Source organism: Helicobacter himalayensis, assembly GCF_001602095.1.
Lineage (GTDB): Bacteria > Campylobacterota > Campylobacteria > Campylobacterales > Helicobacteraceae > Helicobacter_F > Helicobacter_F himalayensis.
In genome coordinates this window covers 987870-1006272 of record NZ_CP014991.1, presented here as the reverse complement: position 1 = coordinate 1006272, position 18403 = coordinate 987870, and the positions used below count along the sequence as shown (strand labels likewise).

Genomic DNA, 18403 nt, shown 5'->3' with positions numbered 1-18403 from the left:
TGTGTTGCACACCTTCAACGCCGAGCAATTGACTTTTGCCACCAAGTGTAATGCGGATAATCGGTAGAATCTGGGTATTTGCAAAGGTGTAACCTGAGTTTGTGAGTGATGTAGAAGCACAAAAAAATCGTGCAAGATTCTTTCTTGGTATTCTTGTCGCTATTAGATGATGAGTTTAAGCGCATAGAGAGGAAAGCCTTTTTTGCGCTTTGTAGGCTTTTGTCCCCTTTTTGTATTTTTGGGTTCGCGCAACAAAGGCATTTAAAGCCACTCTAGCAACACATCATTAAGCTGCGTGCTAAAGTCTTTTGCACTTTGCAGACTTTGTCCCTCGACAATAAGCACGCTATCAAAAAGCAGATTTGCCACTTTTGCTATTTTCGTGTCATCTTTTACATTTTTAAGCTTTTGGAAAATCGCGTGATTTATGTTTAACTCCACGCTAGGTTTAGATTCTGGCATTTTTTGCCCCATTTGTGCGAAAAGCTGTGCCATCATTGGATTATCATCTTGCTTGATAAGACTTAGCGGGTTTGTTTGCATAAGGCTTGTTAGGCTTACTTCGCTTACACGCTCACCTAACGCTTCTTTAAAAGCTTTGATAATGCCCTCAAACTCTTTTTGCACTTTTTCATCGACACCATCATCGCCAATCTCGCTTATTGTATCTTTTGAGCTGATGTTTTTTAGTGGGACTTTGTCATACTCGCCAACCATCGGAATCACCATACCATCGATTTCATCACTGAGTAAAAGCACTTCAAAGCCCTTGTTTTGGAACTTTTCTAAGAGTGGAGAATTTTTTAACAAATCCTTATTTTCGCCCAAAAGATAATAAATGCTTTTTTGCTCTTTTGGCATAGAATCTTTATAGCTTTTTAGCGAGATAAAGGCGTTTTTATTACTTTCAAAGCGCAAGAGCTCCAAAAGTTTTTCTTTGTTTTCATAATCGCTATAAAGCCCCTCTTTAAGCACTTTGCCAAATTGTGCGTAAAATTCTTTGTAAAGATTCTCGTCTTTTGTCATCGCAGAAATTTCGCTCAAAATTTTCTTTGTCGAGGCGGATTTGATATTTGCTAGAATCTTATTTTGTTGTAAAATCTCACGGCTGACATTTAAAGGTAAATCGCTAGAATCTATCACCCCGCGCACGAAACGCAAATATGTCGGTAGCAACTCTTTATCATCATCAGTGATAAACACGCGCTTGACATATAGCTTTACACCACTTTTATAATCCACGCGGTAGAGATCAAATGGCGCTTTTGATGGGAAATAAAAAAGCGTGGTGTATTCCAAATTTCCCTCTACCTTTGTATGCACCCAACGCATAGGCTCGGCATTATCGTGCGCGAAACTTTTATAAAACTCTTTGTAGTCCTCTGGTTTAAGCTCGGATTTTGGCAGATTCCAAAGGGCTTTGGCAGAGTTTATTTGCTTGACTTGCTTGACTTCTTTTTGCTTTGGTTCTTTTTTAGAATCTTTAGATTCTGCAGAATCCCCCTCTTCCTCGCTCACCATTTCTTTGTAGTGTAAGAAAATTGGGAATCCAATATGCTCGGAATATTTGCCAATGATATTTTCAATCTCCCAGCGTGAGGCGAAGTGCTTTTCATCTTTTTTGAGATAAAGCGTGATTTGTGTGCCAAAATCTTCTTGCACGCATTCACCGATTTCATATTCGCCTTTGCCCTCACTCACCCATGCATAGGCTTTGTCTTCGCCAGCTTTTTTGCTTTGCACTACGACACGACTTGCCACCATAAATGCCGAGTAAAAACCCACGCCAAATTGCCCAATAAGTGCGCTGTCTTTTTTCTTGTCGCCACTAAGCTGGGAAAGAAAGCTTTTTGTTCCGGATTTTGCAATCACACCCAAATGCTCTTTTAAATCCGCCTCGTTCATACCTATACCATTATCTTTAATAGTGATAATACCCTTGCTTTCATCAAAGCTAATGTCAATGCGTGGGGAAAAATCAAGCTTTTTGAGCTTCTCATCAGTGAGTGTGAGATAAGAAAGCTTATCTAGCGCGTCAGACGCGTTGCTTACAAGCTCGCGCAAAAAAATCTCTTTATTAGAATAGAGTGAGTGAATCATCAAATCCAAAAGTTGTGTGATTTCAGTTTGAAAAGAATGCTTTGTTGCCATAAATTGCTCCTTTATGTAGTTATGTTTTGAAAATAAAAGCGCGGATTTTAGCACAAAATTCTAAAAATTGCTAATATTTGAGTGGAAAAATTTAATAATCTTTATAGAAGTGTTATAAACTTTTATTATAAAAACCCTTTAAAGTTTGCAAAATACAGAATCTTTTCCTGCAAAATTCTTTCGTAAAAAATGAAAGTTTTAACAAAAGAAAAAACAAAACATACTATAATGCGACGCAAATTTTGTTTTTTTAAGGTTTAAAAAAATGACACAAGAAGAATTAGACGCATTGATGAATGGTGGGGAAGATACGCTAGATTCTCTTGATAGTGCGCAGGGCGAAGAAGCGCAATCTGATAGTCCTCAAGATTCTAAAATACAAGAAGAGGGGGAGTTTGGTGATGTATCAAATTACCGCATAGAAGCGGATAAGAAATGGCCACCACCGCCACCTACGGACGACCATAAAGTCGTGCATCAGCTTGATGATGTTACAAAAGATTCTGAAGCTAAAGGCACGCAGATTTTTGACCAGCTAGAAATTATGAGTAGCTCTTCAGATGAAGCAGTAAAGAAAAATAAGGCACTTAAAAAGATTTTGCAATCTCAAGAGGAACTTTTTAATAAGCTGTGTGAGGCGTTCCCACATATTCAAAGCTTTACAAACGCGCTAGAAGAGGTGAAAGAAGCGCAAAAACTTTCAAAAGAAATTAATTATTCTTGCGATGATATTGCAGATGCGTGTATGCAGGCAATGGATTTGATGCAGTATCAAGATATCCATAGACAAAAAATCGAGCGCGTGATAAATGTGATGCGTGCGCTCGCGCAATATATGAACTCTCTCTTTGAAGGCAAGATTGAAGATAGTAAGCGCGTGAGTTCGGCTGTGTATATTGCGGGCGATGATAAGGCAGATGTAGCCAATGATGATGAGATAGAAGCACTCATCGCGTCTTTTGGGAATAAGTAGATTCTCACTTTTCCCTAATTTTACTATTTATCCTTTTAGAATCCACAAAAATATTTTATATAGTTTTTAAGGAATACTATGCAAACTTACACTACGCAATCTACCTCCCCAAAGCGCGCCGAACTCCTTTCTCCCGCCGGAAGCTTTGACAAGCTCAAAATCGCGCTTAACTTTGGCGCAGATGTTGTCTATGGCGGGGTAAGCCACTTTTCACTTCGCACGCGCGCAGGCAAAGAATTTGATATGCAAACTTTCGCCAAAGCCGTGCGCTACACGCATAATCTTGGTAAAAAAATTTATGTCACAATCAATGGCTTTCCTTTTAATGCGCAATTAAAACTCCTAGAATCTCATATTGAAAAAATGGCAGAGCTAGAACCTGACGCCTTTATCATCGCGACTCCGGGCGTGGTGAAGCTCACAAAATCTATCGCGCCGCATATTCCTTTGCATCTTTCCACACAAGCAAATGTGCTGAATGTTCTTGACGCGGAGGTGTTTTATGAAATGGGTGTGAAGCGCATTGTTTGCGCGCGTGAGCTAAGCTTGAAAGATGCAGTAGAGATTAAAAAAGCTTTGCCTGATTTAGAACTAGAAATTTTTGTACATGGAAGTATGTGCTTTGCTTTTTCTGGGCGTTGTCTCATCTCTGCCTTGCAAAATGGACGCGTGCCAAACCGCGGAAGTTGCGCAAATGATTGCCGATTTGATTATGAATATTTTGTGCGCGATTTGCAGAGCGATAAGCTTGTGCCTTTTGATGGGCGCGAATTTTATGTGAAAAATCCAGATAATGGCGTGATGATGCGTTTAGAGGAGGAGGGGGGCATCGGCACGCATATTTTTAACTCAAAAGACCTTAATCTCGCAAGCCATATTAAAGAGATTCTAGATTCTAATGCTATTGACGCGCTTAAAATCGAGGGGCGCACAAAGTCTGCATATTATGTTGCTATCACTGCACGCACTTACAAAGAAGCGCTTGATGACTACTATGGCGCACGCAAGCTACAAGACAAACATTATCAAGATGAACTAAATACGCTCAAAAATCGCGGATTTACAGATGGCTACATTATCCACCGCCCTTTTGAAAAATCCAATACTCAAAATCACCAAACCGCCATAAGCGAGGGGAGCTATCAAGTCAATGCGCAGGTGAGTGAATGTGGCACAAAAGCACTTTGTAAATTTAGTATTTTTCCAAATGAGCCAAAGCAGATTGTTGCACCGCTAGGCAGTGAGATTATATGTATGAAAAATGATATTGGCGAGATTTACAAAGAGGGCGAAGAGTATTATTTGCGCCTTTTTAGGATTGTGCTAGAAAATGGCAAAGAGCTAGATTCTATTCACAGCGGGAACATAAACTACTTTTTATTACCTAGCGCCCTGCCACCGCTAAGTTTTTTGCGTCAAAAAATCGAAATTTTTCACTCTCAATCTTGTGCTTTAAACTAATTTTTATAAATCCCGCGCTAGACTTTCGGTTTCCAAAGTCTAAGAGTAGGGGAGTGATCCGAAAGGCTTTGAGATTTAAATTGTAAGGAGTTTCAGATGAAGTTTTTTCTCGTGCTATTTTTTGGTGCGCTTGGGTTAGCATTTGGTGCAGAGCCTAGCGGAGCAGATACAGTTGCAGCGTTTTCAGTAGCAGGTGCGGTTATTGGTGTGGGTATCGCAGCACTTGGTGGTGCTATCGGTATGGGACACGCAGCAGCAGCGACTATTTCAGGCACAGCGCGTAATCCCGGCATTAGCGGTAAATTGCTTGGAACAATGTTTATTGCGCTTGCGCTTATTGAAGCACAAGTTATTTATACACTTGTTTTGGCGATTATCGCGCTTTACACAAATCCATTTTTACCGGCTGGATTTATCGCAACTATCTAAGCAAAGCATTTAAATAGTGCAGATTCTCTAACTTTAGAGAATCTGCGACCTGCGCTGGTGGTGGAATTGGTAGACACACCATCTTGAGGGGGTGGCGGGGCGACCCGTGCGAGTTCAAATCTCGCTCAGCGCACCATTGTGAAACTTTGAAAATCTACTTTCTGCCGAAGTGGTGAAATTGGTAGACGCGCTAGACTCAAAATCTAGTAGGGGCAACTCTGTGTCGGTTCGAGTCCGACCTTCGGCACCATCTGAAACTTTCAAATTCACTTTTTAAGGCACTATGTGCTATTTTAATTCTGAAAATATATCGCTTCGCCGATTTTTATTCTAAATTTGACTTTATTTATTACATTAAATATAGGGATACGCGTTACAATACATAAAAAAAATAATTTAAGGATTCTCTTTGCGTATTGATAAGTTTCTTAACACGACTAATATTTTAAAACGGCGCGCAGTGGCACAAGATATGTGTGAAAATGGCGTGGTGCTGGTAAATGGCGTGGTGGCAAAAAGTTCAAAAGAAATCAAAATCAACGACATCATCACTCTGCGCTACTTAGAATATGAAAAGAATTATCGCGTGTTAGATATTCCAACGACAAAAAGCGTGCCAAAGGCACAAAGTGCGCTCTTTGTGAAAGAATTATGAGCCGATAACCTTACATTTATTTGTGAGGATTCCAAAAATATTGAGCGCAAATGCTACACACAGCACAAGCACAATACCCGGCACATAGCTTTCACTCAAATCGTGCAAAACACCGATTAAAAACGGACCACTTGCAGCAATGAGATAGCCAAAGCCCTGCGACATAGAAGAAAGCTTTGTCGCAATTGCAAGCGTTGCGCTCTTTTGCGAGATAAATAAAAGTGCTAGTCCGAAAACCCCGCCCATTGGAATCCCAAGACAAAGCACGCCCACAATCATCGCACTTTGAGAATCAAAAAAGAGCATCACCACATAGCCTATCGCATACAACCCGCACAAAAACGCCATATACACCGAGCGATATATTTCGCGCAAACGCCCTAATAATAATGGACCTAAAAACGCCACAGGCATAGAAATAAGTTGCATATAAAGCAAAATATTTGTCCCATATTCCAAGCTATAACCTTTTGAATAGATAATTACGGGAAGCCATGTGAAAGTGCTGTATGCCACAAAGCCCTGCAATCCCATAAATAGTGTAATTTTCCACGCGTTAAAATCAACAAATAAGCTTTTTGTCGTTGTTGGTTTTGCCCGCGTGCGCGAAAAGCGATGATTTTTTACTTCTGGCAGAAAAAGTACAATTGCAAAAAGTGCAAAAATTGCCCAAAATGCCATTGCAATTTTAATCCCAAAAAGTGCTATAAGTGGCAATGCTAATAAGATTCCAATAATAGAAGAGATATTTAACACGAGCGAATACACGCTCATCATCGCAGGCGTTTTCTTGCCAAACTTTTTGCGTATGAAGCTTGGCACAAGCACATTTGCCACCGCAATGCCCGCACCTAAAAGCCCCATACCAACAAAAAGCCCGCCAATTCCACCAAAGCTCCGCATAATCTCACCAAGCGCAATACAACACAGCGCAATAAACAAAAGGCGCACACCTGAAAAATACGCCACCACAAAAGAAATACTCCCAAACGCAAGTAGCGGGATAGAATTTAGCAATCCTGCCACAGAGCTTGAAATATTAAAATATTCTTTAATTGCTTCAATGCTCGGTCCCATCGAATTTATAGGCGCACGCAAATTGAATGTGATAGCCACCATAATTGCAAAGCTTAACCAAAAATATGTTTTCTTATTCAAAAAGCCTTTACCTCTTAGAATCTAAAATCTTTAATTAGGTATCCTCAACCACAAAAAGCAAAAACCTAGAAATTACTATCCATGCCCACGCTCACAGACATAGCTTGCACAGAATCAAGAGTTTTGCAATGTGTTATTACAAGGGCAAGGATTCTAAAAAATGCAAGTAGAGGTGCTATGTCTCACTTATAGTTTGCATTGTATCACAATAAAATGCGTTTAAGTGAAGCTTTAGAAAAATGTTTTATAATTCAGCCTTTACTCTTGGCTCTTAAAGCAGATTATCTAAACGCCTTATTTAAGGTATTTAGATGGATAGTTAGGAAATTTGAAATTTAAGGGAGTATGTGATTTTGAGAAATAAAAGTTCTGTTGCATTACTTATATTGAGCGCTTGCTCTGTCGTGCTAGGCGTGGTGTGTATGGCTTATCCAACAAAGACAATGCTTACTATTGCGTTTTTTGGTGTGCTATTTATTTTGCTTTTAGGCGTTGGTTGCGTGTTTTTCTATTTGCAAAGTATGCGTAAAATGGTGTGGATTCTCATTGATGGGATTGTCTCTATTCTTATTGCTATTGCGCTTTTTATCGCGCTTTTTGTCGGAGGCGAAGAGATGGGTGAGCAAATTATCGCACTTATCATTGGTGTTGGCGTGCTTTGCAATGGTGTTTTATGGATTCTCACCGCGCGCTCTTTTAAGCAGTTTGGTGGCTCGATGTTTCTCCCAGCCCTTAGTTTTGGCGTGATATGCGTTGTGTTGGGCATTGTGTTTGCGATATTTCCGCAGATTCTCTCATATTTGATAAGTATATTTTTAGGAATTTTACTTATCATTTTTGGAAGTTTGGGGTTAGTGCTAGGGTTTGCTAGCAGGAGGCACTTTTGAGGGAAATTGTGCTTATAGGGACAAAAGAAAATAGCGAGGTTAAAAGCCTTGTGGTCAGTGAAATCGCTTATGAAGATATTGCACCAGATGCACTAGAGGGTGCTGATAGTCTTATTTTTACTTCTAAAAACGCCATTCTTGCCTTAATAGAATCTGCTAAAAAACACGAATCCTTGCGTGCGTGGGTGAATATCCCAAGCTATGTCATCGGACATTCAAGTGCAAAAGCCTTGCAAAATGCTGGTGCAAACATTGCGCATATTGGTAGTGATGCGCATGGAGCGAATTTTGCAAAAGAACTTATCGAGCTTTTGAGCGATAAGAATCCACTATATTTGCGCGCGCAAAATATCGTCTCAAAGCTTGATGAAAAGCTCATAAGCGCAAATATCAAACTAAAGCAAATCGTAGCCTATATCAATCAACCAAAAAAACTTGATAGCACATTAAAGCCAAGGGGCGATAGCGTGCTGATTTTTACCTCACCTAGCGCGTTTGTGTTTTTTAAGAAAAACTTTGATTGGAATCCAAACTATGTGGCAGTGGCTATTGGTATGACGACTTTTAGCGCGTTTGACCCTGATATAGTGGCATTTGTGAGTCAAAAGCAAAATATCGAAGGTTGCATTGAATTAGCACAAGATTTGGCACAGAAATTGCCTTAAGCTAAGTCAACAGTTTGTTAAGATTCATAAGCTACAATACGCGTTTTTAAGGTTTTTGAAGCCTTAAACGAAGCAAATAAAAAAACGGAGTGGATTATGAAAAAAATACTTTTAAGCTTGGCATTGGTTGGGATACTCTCACCTGCATTGACAGCAAAAACCTATGCGACGGTAAATGGCAAGGCGATTACAGAAAAGGACTTTGAGGGTTTTAAACAAGAATTTCCAAACTTTGATTTTGACAAATTAAACGAGCAAGAAAAGCAAATCGTGCTTAATCAAGTCATTGATGAATACATAGTTCTTGGTGCAGCACGTGCGGAAAAGATGGATACGACAAAAGACTACACTGACAAAGTCGAAGCATTTAAAAAACGCTTATTACTAGATTCTTGGATGCAAAAGCAAGCCCAATCAATTCAAATGCCAAACTTTAGCGATGAGCAAATCCGCCAAATTTACAAAGAAAATGAAGCACGTTTTATCGATCAAGAGGGCAAAGCGCGCCATATTGTCGTGGCAAGTGAAGATGAGGCAAAGGCTATTATCGCAGATCTAAATAAAATTAGAGGAAAAGTTGAGGCAAAATTTATTGACTTAGCAAATCAAAAAACAATCGATCCAGTGGGCAAACAACAACAAAATGGCGGAGATTTAGGCACATTTCACCGCGCGCGTATGGTGCCTGAGTTTTCAAAAGCAGCATTTGATTTAAAGCCCGGTACTTACACTAAAATTCCTGTTAAAACGCAGTTTGGCTACCATGTGATTTATTTAGAAAGCAAAACTGAGCCAAAGGTGATTGGTTATGATCAAGCAAAACAAATTATTCTGCAAGATATGCAAATGCAGGCGTTTAATCAAGCAATAGGCGAAAAAGTTCAAGCTTTACGTAAGAACGCGAAGATTCAAATAAACAAATAAGGTAAGATTCTATTTTTGAAACTTCCATATTTGAAATTTAAGGAGGAATAATGCTAGTAAGTGGTAGTGAAATTTTACTAAAAGCCCATAAAGAGGGCTATGGCGTAGGTGCGTTTAACTTTGTAAATTTTGAGATGTTAAATGCAATTTTTAACGCCGCGCTTGAGGCAAACTCGCCTATCATCGTGCAAGCAAGTGAAGGTGCGATAAAATATATGGGGATTGATATGGCAGTAGGGCTCGTGCAAATCCTAAGCAAGCGCTACCCGCAAATCCCAGTCGCGCTAAACCTTGATCACGGCACTAGCTTTGAATCTTGCAAAAAGGCAATTGACGCGGGCTTTACTTCCGTGATGATTGATGCCTCACACCATCCTTTTGAAGAAAATGTTGCTACAACTAAAGAAGTCGTGCAATACGCACACAGCAAAGGCGTCAGCGTAGAGGCGGAGCTTGGGCGACTAATGGGGATAGAGGACAATATTTCTGTTGATGAAAAAGACGCAGTGCTAGTCAATCCAGATGAAGCAGAAGAGTTTGTCAGAGAAACAAAGGTTGATTATCTAGCACCCGCTATTGGCACAAGTCACGGAGCTTTTAAGTTTAAGGGCGAACCAAAGCTTGATTTTGCGCGTTTGCAGGAAGTCAAACGCCGAACAAATATACCGCTAGTTTTGCATGGTGCAAGCGCGATACCACAATATGTACGCGAAGCGTTTTTAGCCACTGGTGGAGATCTCAAGGGTAGCAAGGGCGTGCCTTTTGAGTTTTTGCAAGAAGCAGTCAAAGGTGGGATTAATAAAGTTAATATTGACACGGATTTGCGTATCGCTTTTATGGCGGAAGTGCGTCGCGTGGCAAATGAAGATCCGACACAATTTGACTTGCGTAAATTTTTTGCCCCCGGAATGCAAGCAATGCAAAAAGTCATCGTCGAGCGTATGCAGGTGCTAGGCTCTGCGGGCAAAGCCTAATAATTTCAAAAAGCTACAAATTCTAAGATTTTAGAGAATCTGGGGATTAGCCCTTTAGATTCTCATCAACTAGATAAGGCGAGAGTATCTTAGATTCTTATCAATCAAAAAGCACCTTACCGCGCCCATTTTTATCAAAGCATTTTCAAAGCGTTTTTTAAAAATATTTCAAGCGTATCGATTTCCTCTTGCGTGAGATTAAGCTCTTTTAGCAAAGATGAAGTTTGTGGGAACAATGGATTGTTTTTTAAGAATTTGTAGGCGTTGGGCGAAACATTCCAAAACTATACGCATTGAGCACACCGCGCGCGTTGCAAAGCCAAGCTCGCTGTCGGCAGGTAGCGCACGCGATTTGTTGAGAGAGCGAAAGTATCGGATCGTAAAAAGCTTCTCGTCAAGTTTAGCATTTGTGCGCGTAAGGGTTAGATTTCGAATATGGTGGCGTTTGGGGCAGAGCACTTAATTCCCTCAATCGTATCACCTTCTCGGGAATAAATTCCACTTCAGCTCATGCATATACTCAGCGTTTTTTTGATTGATTGGGCTTGTAGATTCTGTAACGTTGTTTGGCAATTTGAGAATCTATTCCTTTGAATGCATTCATCTTTGTGGAAGTGAATTTTGTTTCCATCCGCCTCGCTTGCGCTTGCGTGTCTATTTGATGTTTTTTGATGTTGAAGCGACTTGAGAGATGTTTTTGATAGGTTTATCGCTTAAAACCACAATAGAGGGATTTTAAGCGATAGAATTAGTGTTTATGGTGTTTATGCTTGTGCTCATCATCTCCGTGCATATGGCACGAGTGAGCTTCCTTGTTTAAGCCAAGCTCTTTTTTCTCGGCATCGCTAAGCTTTTGTATTCTTTTTGCAAATGCTTCTTTTGTCTCCCTTTCGAGTTTGCGTAAGTCTTTGACTTTCATTTCAGCTGTGTTTTCCTCATAAGATTCTTTGAGTTTTTTTACAAACTCTGGCTTTTGCTTGTCGTCCATTTTTGCAATGCGTTTTTTGATTTCAAGTTTTAAATCCACCGCATCTTCAATTTTTTTGAGCGTGCCATTAAGCTTGATAAGTTCTGATTCGCTTTTCTTGCTATAATCTGCACCATAAGCTACACCCAGCGCAAAAACGCTTGCCAAAACCGCCATTGTTAAACCTTGAACTTTCATATTTGCTCCTGTAATAAAGTAAGAGTCACACTTTAAGTTTTTTAAGTTTAAAAACTTCTTAAATCCATTAGACTCTAAGCTTGTGGTGTATTAAAAAAATAGCCAAATTTTTGCATATCCTATCGCGTTTGTTGCAATCTTTAGAATCCACGTATATTGCAAGCTCGCAAAAGTCGCTGTATTGACATAAAAAGCTTTTTTGGGTAGAGTTCGCGGTTTTGGGCGTGTAAAAAGTGAAAATTAGTGATTTTAGCGCGTGCATAAGGCAAACACAAATCTTAAAGGAACCCTTTTGGCAAACAAACGACTTTTTTTTATTAGTATTGGTCTTATTTGTGTGGGCGTGCTTATGTCGTATTCGCTCGCGGTGTATTTGGTGGGTTTTTTTAATTACGAGCCATTTCATTTTCTTAAGCGCGAGCTTTTTGTGGCTATCATTGGAATCCTCTTTATGTGGCTGTTTGCGCAACTCGATCCCGATGAAAGTTTCAAAAAAATCGGGCTTATGTTGTTTGTGATTTCACTTCTTCTGATGATTGGTATGCATTTTTTGCCAACTTCTTTGGTGAGCTCTGCCGGTGGAGCAAAACGTTGGATTCGCTTGCCTAGCTTTTCTCTCGCACCTTCGGAATTTTTTAAAATCGGCTTTGTGTATTTTTTGGCGTGGAGTTTTTCGCGCAAATTTAGCACCAAAAAGCATGTGCGCTTAATTGATGAGATCAAAACTTTCATTCCATATTTGGTGCTGTTTTTTGTGGCTGTGGTGCTAATAGCGGTTTTGCAAAATGACTTAGGGCAGGTGATTGTGCTTGCACTCACGCTTGGATTTATGCTACTTTTTGCAGGCGGGAGCTTGCGACTTTTGGGGATTATTATGCTTACAACACTAAGCGTGGGGCTTGTAGCGATTGTGACAAGTCCGCATCGCATTATGCGTGTGAAGCTGTGGTGGGCAAATGCACAAGATTCTATCCTTGCGCTTTTACCTCAAGGCTTAGCGCAATCTTTGCGCGTGGAAAATCTGCCAGAACCTTATCAAATTTACCATGCAAGCAATGCTATCGCAAATGGCGGATTCTTGGGCAATGGCTTGGGCGAAGGCGTAATAAAACTTGGCTTTTTAAGCGAAGTGCATACGGATATTATTTTGGCTGGGATTGTCGAGGAGTTGGGCTTTGTGGGGCTTTTTTGTGTTGTAGTGCTTTTTTGCGCGATGCTTTTTTATATCTTTAAAATCGCAAATCGCGTGCAAAATATGACTTATTACCTTTTTTGTGTGGGTGTGGCGTTGTTGCTTGCATTTTCATTTATCATCAATGCTTTTGGGATTTCTGGCATTACACCTATTAAGGGCATTGCAGTGCCTTTTATCAGTTATGGTGGAAGCTCGCTGCTTGCAAACTGCTTTGCCATTGGCTTAGTTTTAAGCATTTCACGCAAAGCGCACCTTTAATCTTAAAAAATCTTTAAAGATTTTTAGTTACAATGGTAGTTTTTTAAATTCTCGCTTTAAGGAATGAGTTTGCCAATTTTGCCAAAATACGAGTTATGTTGCGGTTGCCATGCGTGTTATAGTGCTTGTCCGCACGATAGCATAGAGATGAATTGGGATTTTGAGGGTTTTATGTATCCGCATATTGATGAGATGACTTGCACGGAATGCAAGCAGTGCGAGATTGCCTGCCCGACATTGCCATTTTTACACACCGCGCCTTATGATAGCGTGCGTAAAAAATCTACTTTCCCAAAAGTTATGCCAAATCAGACACTGCATTTCATCGCGCTTGAAAATGCAAAAATAGCCCTAGGGGGGGGGCATTACTTACTAAGCAAAAATCACAATATTCAAATTCTCCCAACACAAATCTTTTAAACCTTAACCTTTCAGATTCTACTTTACAAAATCAAGTTGCGCGCAAGATTCCAACGCAGTTTATTCCACAGGCTTATGCAATCAAGGTAAATGATGAATCTTTGCGCTTAAAAAGCTCAAGTGGCGGTGTGTTTAGCCTTTTGGCACGCGCTGTTTTGGAGCAAGGTGGCGTGGTATTTGGCGCGGGGTATGTGAAGCCAGATTCCGAAAGCCCCGCGTCTTGTTGCGAGGATTCTAAGAATCCAAAGCAATCCACAAAAACCTCAAAGAACACTGCATCTCAGAATCCACAAAATCTAAGAAGTCAAAAAAATGCCAAGATGAGCGCGCAACACAGCGTAGCAGAGGTGAAATACGATTCACTCGCACAAGGCGAGACAATAGATGGAGTAGCAAACCTCGAAGTGCGCCACAGCTTTATAGAATCCTTGCAAGAGCTTGATAATTTCCGCCGTTCAAAATATGTGGAATCGCCAATTGGCGATTGCTTCATCAAGGCTAAAGAGTTTTTACGCGCAGGCAGGCTTGTGCTTTTTAGTGGCGTGCAGTGCCAGATTCACGGACTTAATGCATTTTTGCGTAAAAAATATCCTAACCTTCTTACTATCGAGGTGATTTGCAACTCAGTGCCTAGTCCAAAAATATGGCGGATTTATAAGGAAAGTATGCTTGAGGGGGAGGATTCTCAACTTCTTGATTTTAATTTTCGCGGAAAAGATTATGGTTGGGAGAGGGGCATTTTTGCCGCAAAGACAAAGACAAAGACAAAGACAAAGACAAAGACAAAGACAATACCACACACTCTATCGCCTTACTATACGGGATTTTTGGGACATACGATTACGCGTCCTAGTTGTGAAAATTGTTTTTCCAAGGATATGCGAAGTGGTGCGGATATTACGCTTGGTGATTTTTGGGGTGTGAGGAATTTCCACCCAGATTTTGTAGATGATAGGGGCATTAGCTGTGTGATTTTTAATAATGCAAATGCGCATAAATGGTTAGATTCCATAATGCCTTTTGCTAAGGTGGAAAAATCAAGCATATATGCCGTGCTATCTGGGAATAGAGCGCTTGTCCAAAGTGGTTTTGTCAATAAAAAACGCAAAAAGATTCTCACCAAGATTATAAATCTGTATGAGCAAAAATGTAAAGAATTTGGCACAGACTCCCCACAAAGCCTTGCGCGCCAAAAGGCGGCGCGCAAGGCGATAAATCTCCTACACAAACTCACAAAAACCCCCATTTTAACGCGCCTTGTGCGCTTTGTAAAAAGATGTATTAAAAAAGTCATTTTGCTTCTACTCCCACGCAAAGCAAAGGACTTCCTCAAGCCTCGCATCAAAAAATTTAGACAAAGGATGGCAAGATGAAAAAAATTATTAATGTAGTAACTTTTAACTGGGATGGGCATAATTATGGGCAGGTGTTGCAAGCGTATGCATTGCAACGCTATTTGCGCGATGAAATCGCAAAGAACGCAATCAATGCTGAAGTGAGGCAACTAAACTTTGATACGCTTCGTATTTATCAACCCTTATGGCGCAAGTATATAAAGATGTTTATACTGAAAATATTTGGCAAAAAAGCTTTTAACGCAATAAAAAGATTGAAAGCAAAGCTTTTGTTAAACAAGGAAGACTTTATGCAGTGGGAATACAATCATAATCTTATTGAGATGATAGGCTCTGAATATTTTTTGCAATACACACAAAATGCAGAATCTAAACGGAAATTTTTAGAGTTTAGAGAGGCAAACATCAATCTTACTCCGCTAAAAATTAGGGATTATGAGGGTTATAGAAATGATATGCGAGCAGATATTTATCTTGTCGGAAGCGATCAAGTGTGGAATCCACACACAGAGCCACAGCGCGCGTTGTCTAAGTTTATAGAGAAACACTTGGAATATTATATGCTAAATTTTGTTGATAAATCCAAACTGCATGCGCGTAAAGTCTCCTATGCTGCGAGTTTTGGAGTTAAGGAATTGCCAGATTATGCAGATAACACAAAAAGTGCTAAGGAATATGTGCGCAAGGCGTTAAGTGATTTTGACGCGATAAGTGTGCGCGAGGAGCATGGGCTTAGAATCCTTGAGGACTTGGGCTTGCAGGGTGTGTGCGTGGCAGATCCTACAATGCTTTTGAAGAAGGCAGATTATGAGCGCATTCTCTCTCCACTTCAGACACAAAATGATATTTTTGTTTATATGCTTGGCGTGGAGACTTTGATTGACAAAGATGCGTTAGTGGAGATTCTCAAAAGTTATAAATTTTTATACACAAATGCAAATGTGAATTTTTCATGCAAATATGATTTACAAACGCAGTTTTTCCCCACACCACAGGAATGGCTTGGTGCAGTGAGAGATTCTCAAATGATGATTACAAATTCTTTTCACGGCTGCGTATTTGCGATTATTATGCATACGCCTTTTTATTATCTGCGCTTAAAAAGTGATGACGCGCATACGCGCCTAGAGACTTTGCTAAAGGTAAGTGGGCTAGAAAATCGTGTTCTTAACTGTATTTCACAAGCACAAGAAGTGATAAATGCCACTTTGGACAAGCGCAATGTTATTGATTGGGAAAGTGTAGATTCTAGAATCAACGCGTTTGCGGAGAAGGGCAAAGCATTTTTACAAAAAGAAGTTTTTGCGTTTATTCCCTAAGTTGCAAGTTTTAAGCCACATTTAGTATTTATTTTTTAATTTTTTGGAATCCTTTTTGCTGAAACAAAAATATTTTAGATATGGATTAAGCATACACAAAAGGATTTGGTTTTGAATAAACAAGGAGCTATTAAGGCTGGGTTGTTGGTGCTGGTTTTGACATTGCTCACAAGGCTTGGTGCGGAGAGTGTGGGCGAATATCTTATGATGGGGAAGCCTAGAGGACATTTTGGGTTGTATTTTCAAAATATGACAGAGCGGCGCACGAATTTTGCTGATGTGAATCTCTCGCTTGGCTATGATACACCTACAAATAGTTCTGGCGTTAGCTTTGGTGGTTCTATGTGGCTGGCTATGCGTATGTATGAATATACGCGCGGGGATTTTGATTCTACAAAAGACAATTTGATTTTTACTGAAGCCTATGCGAAGTTTGAGCGCAATGATAGAATCAAAGTGCAAGCAGGGCGCTTTTATACCACCACTGAATGGGTACGATTCTATAATCAAGGTGCGCACGCGCAATATGCGCTTAATCAAAATGCTGCCGTGCGGCTTTTGTGGGTTAATGCAAATGCGTATGTTACAAATTATCGTATGTCTGAATACCGCAATCCTTTTGGCGCAAGTGGCGTATTTTTTGGCGATTTATTGCTCAGTCTTCCTGCATCTCCCATCAAAATTTCTCCATATTTTTATGTCGCGCCAAACCGCTTTAGTGCCTTTGGGATTAAGGTTATGTTAGAAAAGCAGACTTTGGGGGATTCTACGCTGTATGCGAATATGCATTTACTCTCCTATGTTGGCAAAAATCAAATTATCGAATCTTCTCGCACTGATGGCGATGGGACACTTGTGTGGGTAGAAGGTGGTGTAAAATGGGCTGGTGTGAAGTTTGGCGGGGGACTTATTAGCGTATCAAAAAATGGCATAAGCGGCATTGACGCTTTTGGGCAAAGCAGTCCTTTTGAGCGCAGAGAAGGTTTGTTTTACGCTGATGCGAATACACTTTATGGCGTTTTGGAATACACTTTTGAAAACCACCTCGTTTTAGAATCTGCGATTAGAAGCACAAGCATTGGTTCGAAATCTATTTTCAACTGGGAGGCAAACGCGCGCATTGCAATTGCTCAAGATGTGATATTTGGCGGGGGACTCATAGGTATGTTTAATAACGCAAATATTATGCTTGATGATTATATTTTTGCAAGTGATGGGCGCAATTATGTGCTAGGCAGAGTATTTTTGCAGTTTAATTTTTGAGATAAAGCGAGGCAAAGCATAGATTTATGAAAGCAATTTATTTTTTTTGGGGTGTGTTCTTTTTTACATTGTATTGGATTTATTTTTTGTATGAATCTTTTTTGATGAATTTACTTATCGCACTTTTGCTTTGCATCGCGACTTTTGGCTTGAAACATAGAATCTTAAAGCTCGTGCGCTCTGAAATACTAGCGGCATTTCTGAGCGTGTGTGTGCTATGTTTGATACTTATTGTGCCGGTAATTTTTATGTTTAGCTCACTTGTAGAGATGATAAAAAGCGTTGATATACAAGGTTTTAGTGCGATTATTGAGGGGTTAAAGGAAAAGATTATCGCGTGGAGTGAGATTATCCCTGAAGCGCAAATACGCGTGCAAGAGGCACTTTCTAAGATTTCTAGCACAGAGCTTTTTTCATCGATTCTCAATCTTAGCTCAATTATCGGCAGGAGAAGTTTAGAATTTGTCGTGGATACGGGCTTTATCGTGGTGTTTTTGTTTTTCTTTTATTTTTATGGTATGCGCTTGTATGAATACCTTCTTGCGCTCATTCCTTTTGATAGAATCCAAGTGCAAAATGTGCTAAACGAAGTGACAAATACGCTAAAAGTCGTGTGCTACACCTCGGTGATTAATGTCGTGTTGCAGGGCTCAAGCTTTGGTGTGGCGATTGCATTTTTTGGCTATGATGGAATCTTTTTTGGCATAATGTATGGATTTTGCTCGATTATCCCAATTGTCGGCGGTGGGCTTGTGTGGGTGCCAATAGCGCTGTATGAGCTGTATTTGGGGAATTATAATGCAGTGATTTTTATCGCGTTGTATAGCCTTGTATTTATCGCATTTTTTATTGACAATGTCATTAAGCCTATTATTATCCGCATTGTGAATAAGAATATTCTCAAAACTTCGCTACATATTAATGAGCTTTTGATATTTTTTGCGATTTTAGCAGGGCTTACGGCGTTTGGATTCTGGGGGATTATACTAGGTCCAATCATCACAGCGCTTTTTATTGCGCTACTGCGAGTGTATAGGAAGGTAATTTTCCCATTTCAAGAAAATTTTATCAAAGCGCAAAAAGACTAGGATAAATTAAGCATATCTAGGCTAGAATCGCGCACGCTAATTTTATTTTATAAAAAAGGGTTA

At 40.0% G+C, this 18403-nt stretch carries 17 protein-coding genes and 2 tRNA genes; 16 read left to right on the top strand and 3 right to left on the bottom strand.

Features of this window, described 5'->3' with window-relative positions; genetic code table 11:
• Nucleotides 1-261 precede the first annotated feature (261 nt).
• A complete protein-coding gene (gene htpG, locus A3217_RS04860) occupies nucleotides 262-2151 on the bottom strand; it encodes a molecular chaperone HtpG (protein ID WP_066388590.1) in 1890 nt (629 codons plus the stop codon).
• A gap of 265 nt (nucleotides 2152-2416) precedes the next feature.
• Here htpG and A3217_RS04855 point away from each other — a divergent pair, with 265 nt between their 5' ends.
• The 6 genes from A3217_RS04855 to A3217_RS04830 all read left to right on the top strand — a co-directional run bounded on the left by A3217_RS04855 (nucleotide 2417) and on the right by A3217_RS04830 (nucleotide 5669).
• Nucleotides 2417-3124, top strand: coding sequence for a chemotaxis protein (locus tag A3217_RS04855; RefSeq protein WP_066388588.1), 708 nt, complete (start codon nucleotides 2417-2419; stop codon nucleotides 3122-3124).
• A gap of 78 nt (nucleotides 3125-3202) precedes the next feature.
• On the top strand, nucleotides 3203-4585 hold the full coding sequence (locus tag A3217_RS04850) for a peptidase U32 family protein (protein ID WP_066388586.1): 1383 nt from the start codon (nucleotides 3203-3205) through the stop codon (nucleotides 4583-4585).
• Nucleotides 4586-4681: 96 nt separating this feature from the next.
• On the top strand, nucleotides 4682-5014 hold the full coding sequence (locus A3217_RS04845; RefSeq protein WP_066388584.1) for a F0F1 ATP synthase subunit C: 333 nt from the start codon (nucleotides 4682-4684) through the stop codon (nucleotides 5012-5014).
• A 51-nt stretch (nucleotides 5015-5065) separates the two neighbouring features.
• Nucleotides 5066-5150, top strand: a tRNA-Leu gene (locus A3217_RS04840).
• Between the two features lie 27 nt (nucleotides 5151-5177).
• A tRNA-Leu gene (locus A3217_RS04835) sits at nucleotides 5178-5264 on the top strand.
• 159 nt (nucleotides 5265-5423) lie between these two features.
• Nucleotides 5424-5669, top strand: a complete 246-nt coding sequence (locus A3217_RS04830) for a S4 domain-containing protein (RefSeq protein ID WP_066388582.1) — start codon at nucleotides 5424-5426, stop codon at nucleotides 5667-5669.
• Here the strand turns inward: A3217_RS04830 and A3217_RS04825 are convergent.
• Nucleotides 5664-6827: an MFS transporter gene (locus A3217_RS04825; protein WP_066388580.1), complete on the bottom strand. Its 1164-nt coding sequence runs from the start codon at nucleotides 6825-6827 to the stop codon at nucleotides 5664-5666. The two genes, A3217_RS04830 and A3217_RS04825, sit on opposite strands and share 6 nt — an antisense overlap.
• A gap of 353 nt (nucleotides 6828-7180) precedes the next feature.
• Here A3217_RS04825 and A3217_RS04820 point away from each other — a divergent pair, with 353 nt between their 5' ends.
• The 4 genes from A3217_RS04820 to A3217_RS04805 all read left to right on the top strand — a co-directional run bounded on the left by A3217_RS04820 (nucleotide 7181) and on the right by A3217_RS04805 (nucleotide 10277).
• Complete coding sequence (locus tag A3217_RS04820) at nucleotides 7181-7714, top strand: DUF308 domain-containing protein (RefSeq protein ID WP_156471854.1); 534 nt, start codon at nucleotides 7181-7183, stop codon at nucleotides 7712-7714.
• On the top strand, nucleotides 7711-8379 hold the full coding sequence (locus A3217_RS04815; protein WP_066388577.1) for a uroporphyrinogen-III synthase: 669 nt from the start codon (nucleotides 7711-7713) through the stop codon (nucleotides 8377-8379). Before A3217_RS04820 ends, A3217_RS04815 begins: the two co-directional genes overlap by 4 nt.
• A gap of 96 nt (nucleotides 8380-8475) precedes the next feature.
• Complete coding sequence (locus A3217_RS04810; protein WP_066388572.1) at nucleotides 8476-9303, top strand: peptidylprolyl isomerase; 828 nt, start codon at nucleotides 8476-8478, stop codon at nucleotides 9301-9303.
• A 50-nt stretch (nucleotides 9304-9353) separates the two neighbouring features.
• Complete coding sequence (locus A3217_RS04805; protein WP_066388569.1) at nucleotides 9354-10277, top strand: class II fructose-bisphosphate aldolase; 924 nt, start codon at nucleotides 9354-9356, stop codon at nucleotides 10275-10277.
• 748 nt (nucleotides 10278-11025) lie between these two features.
• On the opposite strand, the gene A3217_RS04800 is transcribed toward A3217_RS04805, so the two are convergent.
• A complete protein-coding gene (locus A3217_RS04800) occupies nucleotides 11026-11442 on the bottom strand; it encodes a DUF1104 domain-containing protein (protein WP_082807875.1) in 417 nt (138 codons plus the stop codon).
• Nucleotides 11443-11734: 292 nt separating this feature from the next.
• Here A3217_RS04800 and A3217_RS04790 point away from each other — a divergent pair, with 292 nt between their 5' ends.
• The 6 genes from A3217_RS04790 to A3217_RS04765 all read left to right on the top strand — a co-directional run bounded on the left by A3217_RS04790 (nucleotide 11735) and on the right by A3217_RS04765 (nucleotide 18340).
• A complete protein-coding gene (locus A3217_RS04790; RefSeq protein WP_066388566.1) occupies nucleotides 11735-12895 on the top strand; it encodes an FtsW/RodA/SpoVE family cell cycle protein in 1161 nt (386 codons plus the stop codon).
• Between the two features lie 69 nt (nucleotides 12896-12964).
• Complete coding sequence (locus tag A3217_RS04785; protein WP_066388564.1) at nucleotides 12965-13315, top strand: NADH-quinone oxidoreductase subunit I; 351 nt, start codon at nucleotides 12965-12967, stop codon at nucleotides 13313-13315.
• 101 nt (nucleotides 13316-13416) lie between these two features.
• Nucleotides 13417-14688: a Coenzyme F420 hydrogenase/dehydrogenase, beta subunit C-terminal domain gene (locus A3217_RS04780; RefSeq protein WP_066388562.1), complete on the top strand. Its 1272-nt coding sequence runs from the start codon at nucleotides 13417-13419 to the stop codon at nucleotides 14686-14688.
• Complete coding sequence (locus tag A3217_RS04775) at nucleotides 14685-15989, top strand: polysaccharide pyruvyl transferase family protein (RefSeq protein ID WP_066388558.1); 1305 nt, start codon at nucleotides 14685-14687, stop codon at nucleotides 15987-15989. The genes A3217_RS04780 and A3217_RS04775 overlap by 4 nt, the downstream gene beginning before the upstream one ends.
• 111 nt (nucleotides 15990-16100) lie before the next feature.
• Nucleotides 16101-17252: an Opr family porin gene (locus tag A3217_RS04770; protein WP_066388557.1), complete on the top strand. Its 1152-nt coding sequence runs from the start codon at nucleotides 16101-16103 to the stop codon at nucleotides 17250-17252.
• Nucleotides 17253-17278: 26 nt separating this feature from the next.
• On the top strand, nucleotides 17279-18340 hold the full coding sequence (locus A3217_RS04765) for an AI-2E family transporter (protein ID WP_066388556.1): 1062 nt from the start codon (nucleotides 17279-17281) through the stop codon (nucleotides 18338-18340).
• Nucleotides 18341-18403: the final 63 nt, after the last annotated feature.

Excerpts from the sequence above, each read along its gene's own strand:
- A3217_RS04850 (WP_066388586.1), top strand. The coding sequence starts at position 3,203 with ATGCAAACTTACACTACGCAATCTACCTCCCCAAAGCGCGCCGAACTC.
- A3217_RS04765 (WP_066388556.1), top strand. The coding sequence starts at position 17,279 with ATGAAAGCAATTTATTTTTTTTGGGGTGTGTTCTTTTTTACATTGTAT.
- A3217_RS04775 (WP_066388558.1), top strand. The coding sequence starts at position 14,685 with ATGAAAAAAATTATTAATGTAGTAACTTTTAACTGGGATGGGCATAAT.
- htpG (WP_066388590.1), bottom strand. The coding sequence starts at position 2,151 with ATGGCAACAAAGCATTCTTTTCAAACTGAAATCACACAACTTTTGGAT.
- A3217_RS04845 (WP_066388584.1), top strand. The coding sequence starts at position 4,682 with ATGAAGTTTTTTCTCGTGCTATTTTTTGGTGCGCTTGGGTTAGCATTT.
- A3217_RS04810 (WP_066388572.1), top strand. The coding sequence starts at position 8,476 with ATGAAAAAAATACTTTTAAGCTTGGCATTGGTTGGGATACTCTCACCT.
- A3217_RS04805 (WP_066388569.1), top strand. The coding sequence starts at position 9,354 with ATGCTAGTAAGTGGTAGTGAAATTTTACTAAAAGCCCATAAAGAGGGC.
- A3217_RS04800 (WP_082807875.1), bottom strand. The coding sequence starts at position 11,442 with ATGAAAGTTCAAGGTTTAACAATGGCGGTTTTGGCAAGCGTTTTTGCG.
- A3217_RS04855 (WP_066388588.1), top strand. The coding sequence starts at position 2,417 with ATGACACAAGAAGAATTAGACGCATTGATGAATGGTGGGGAAGATACG.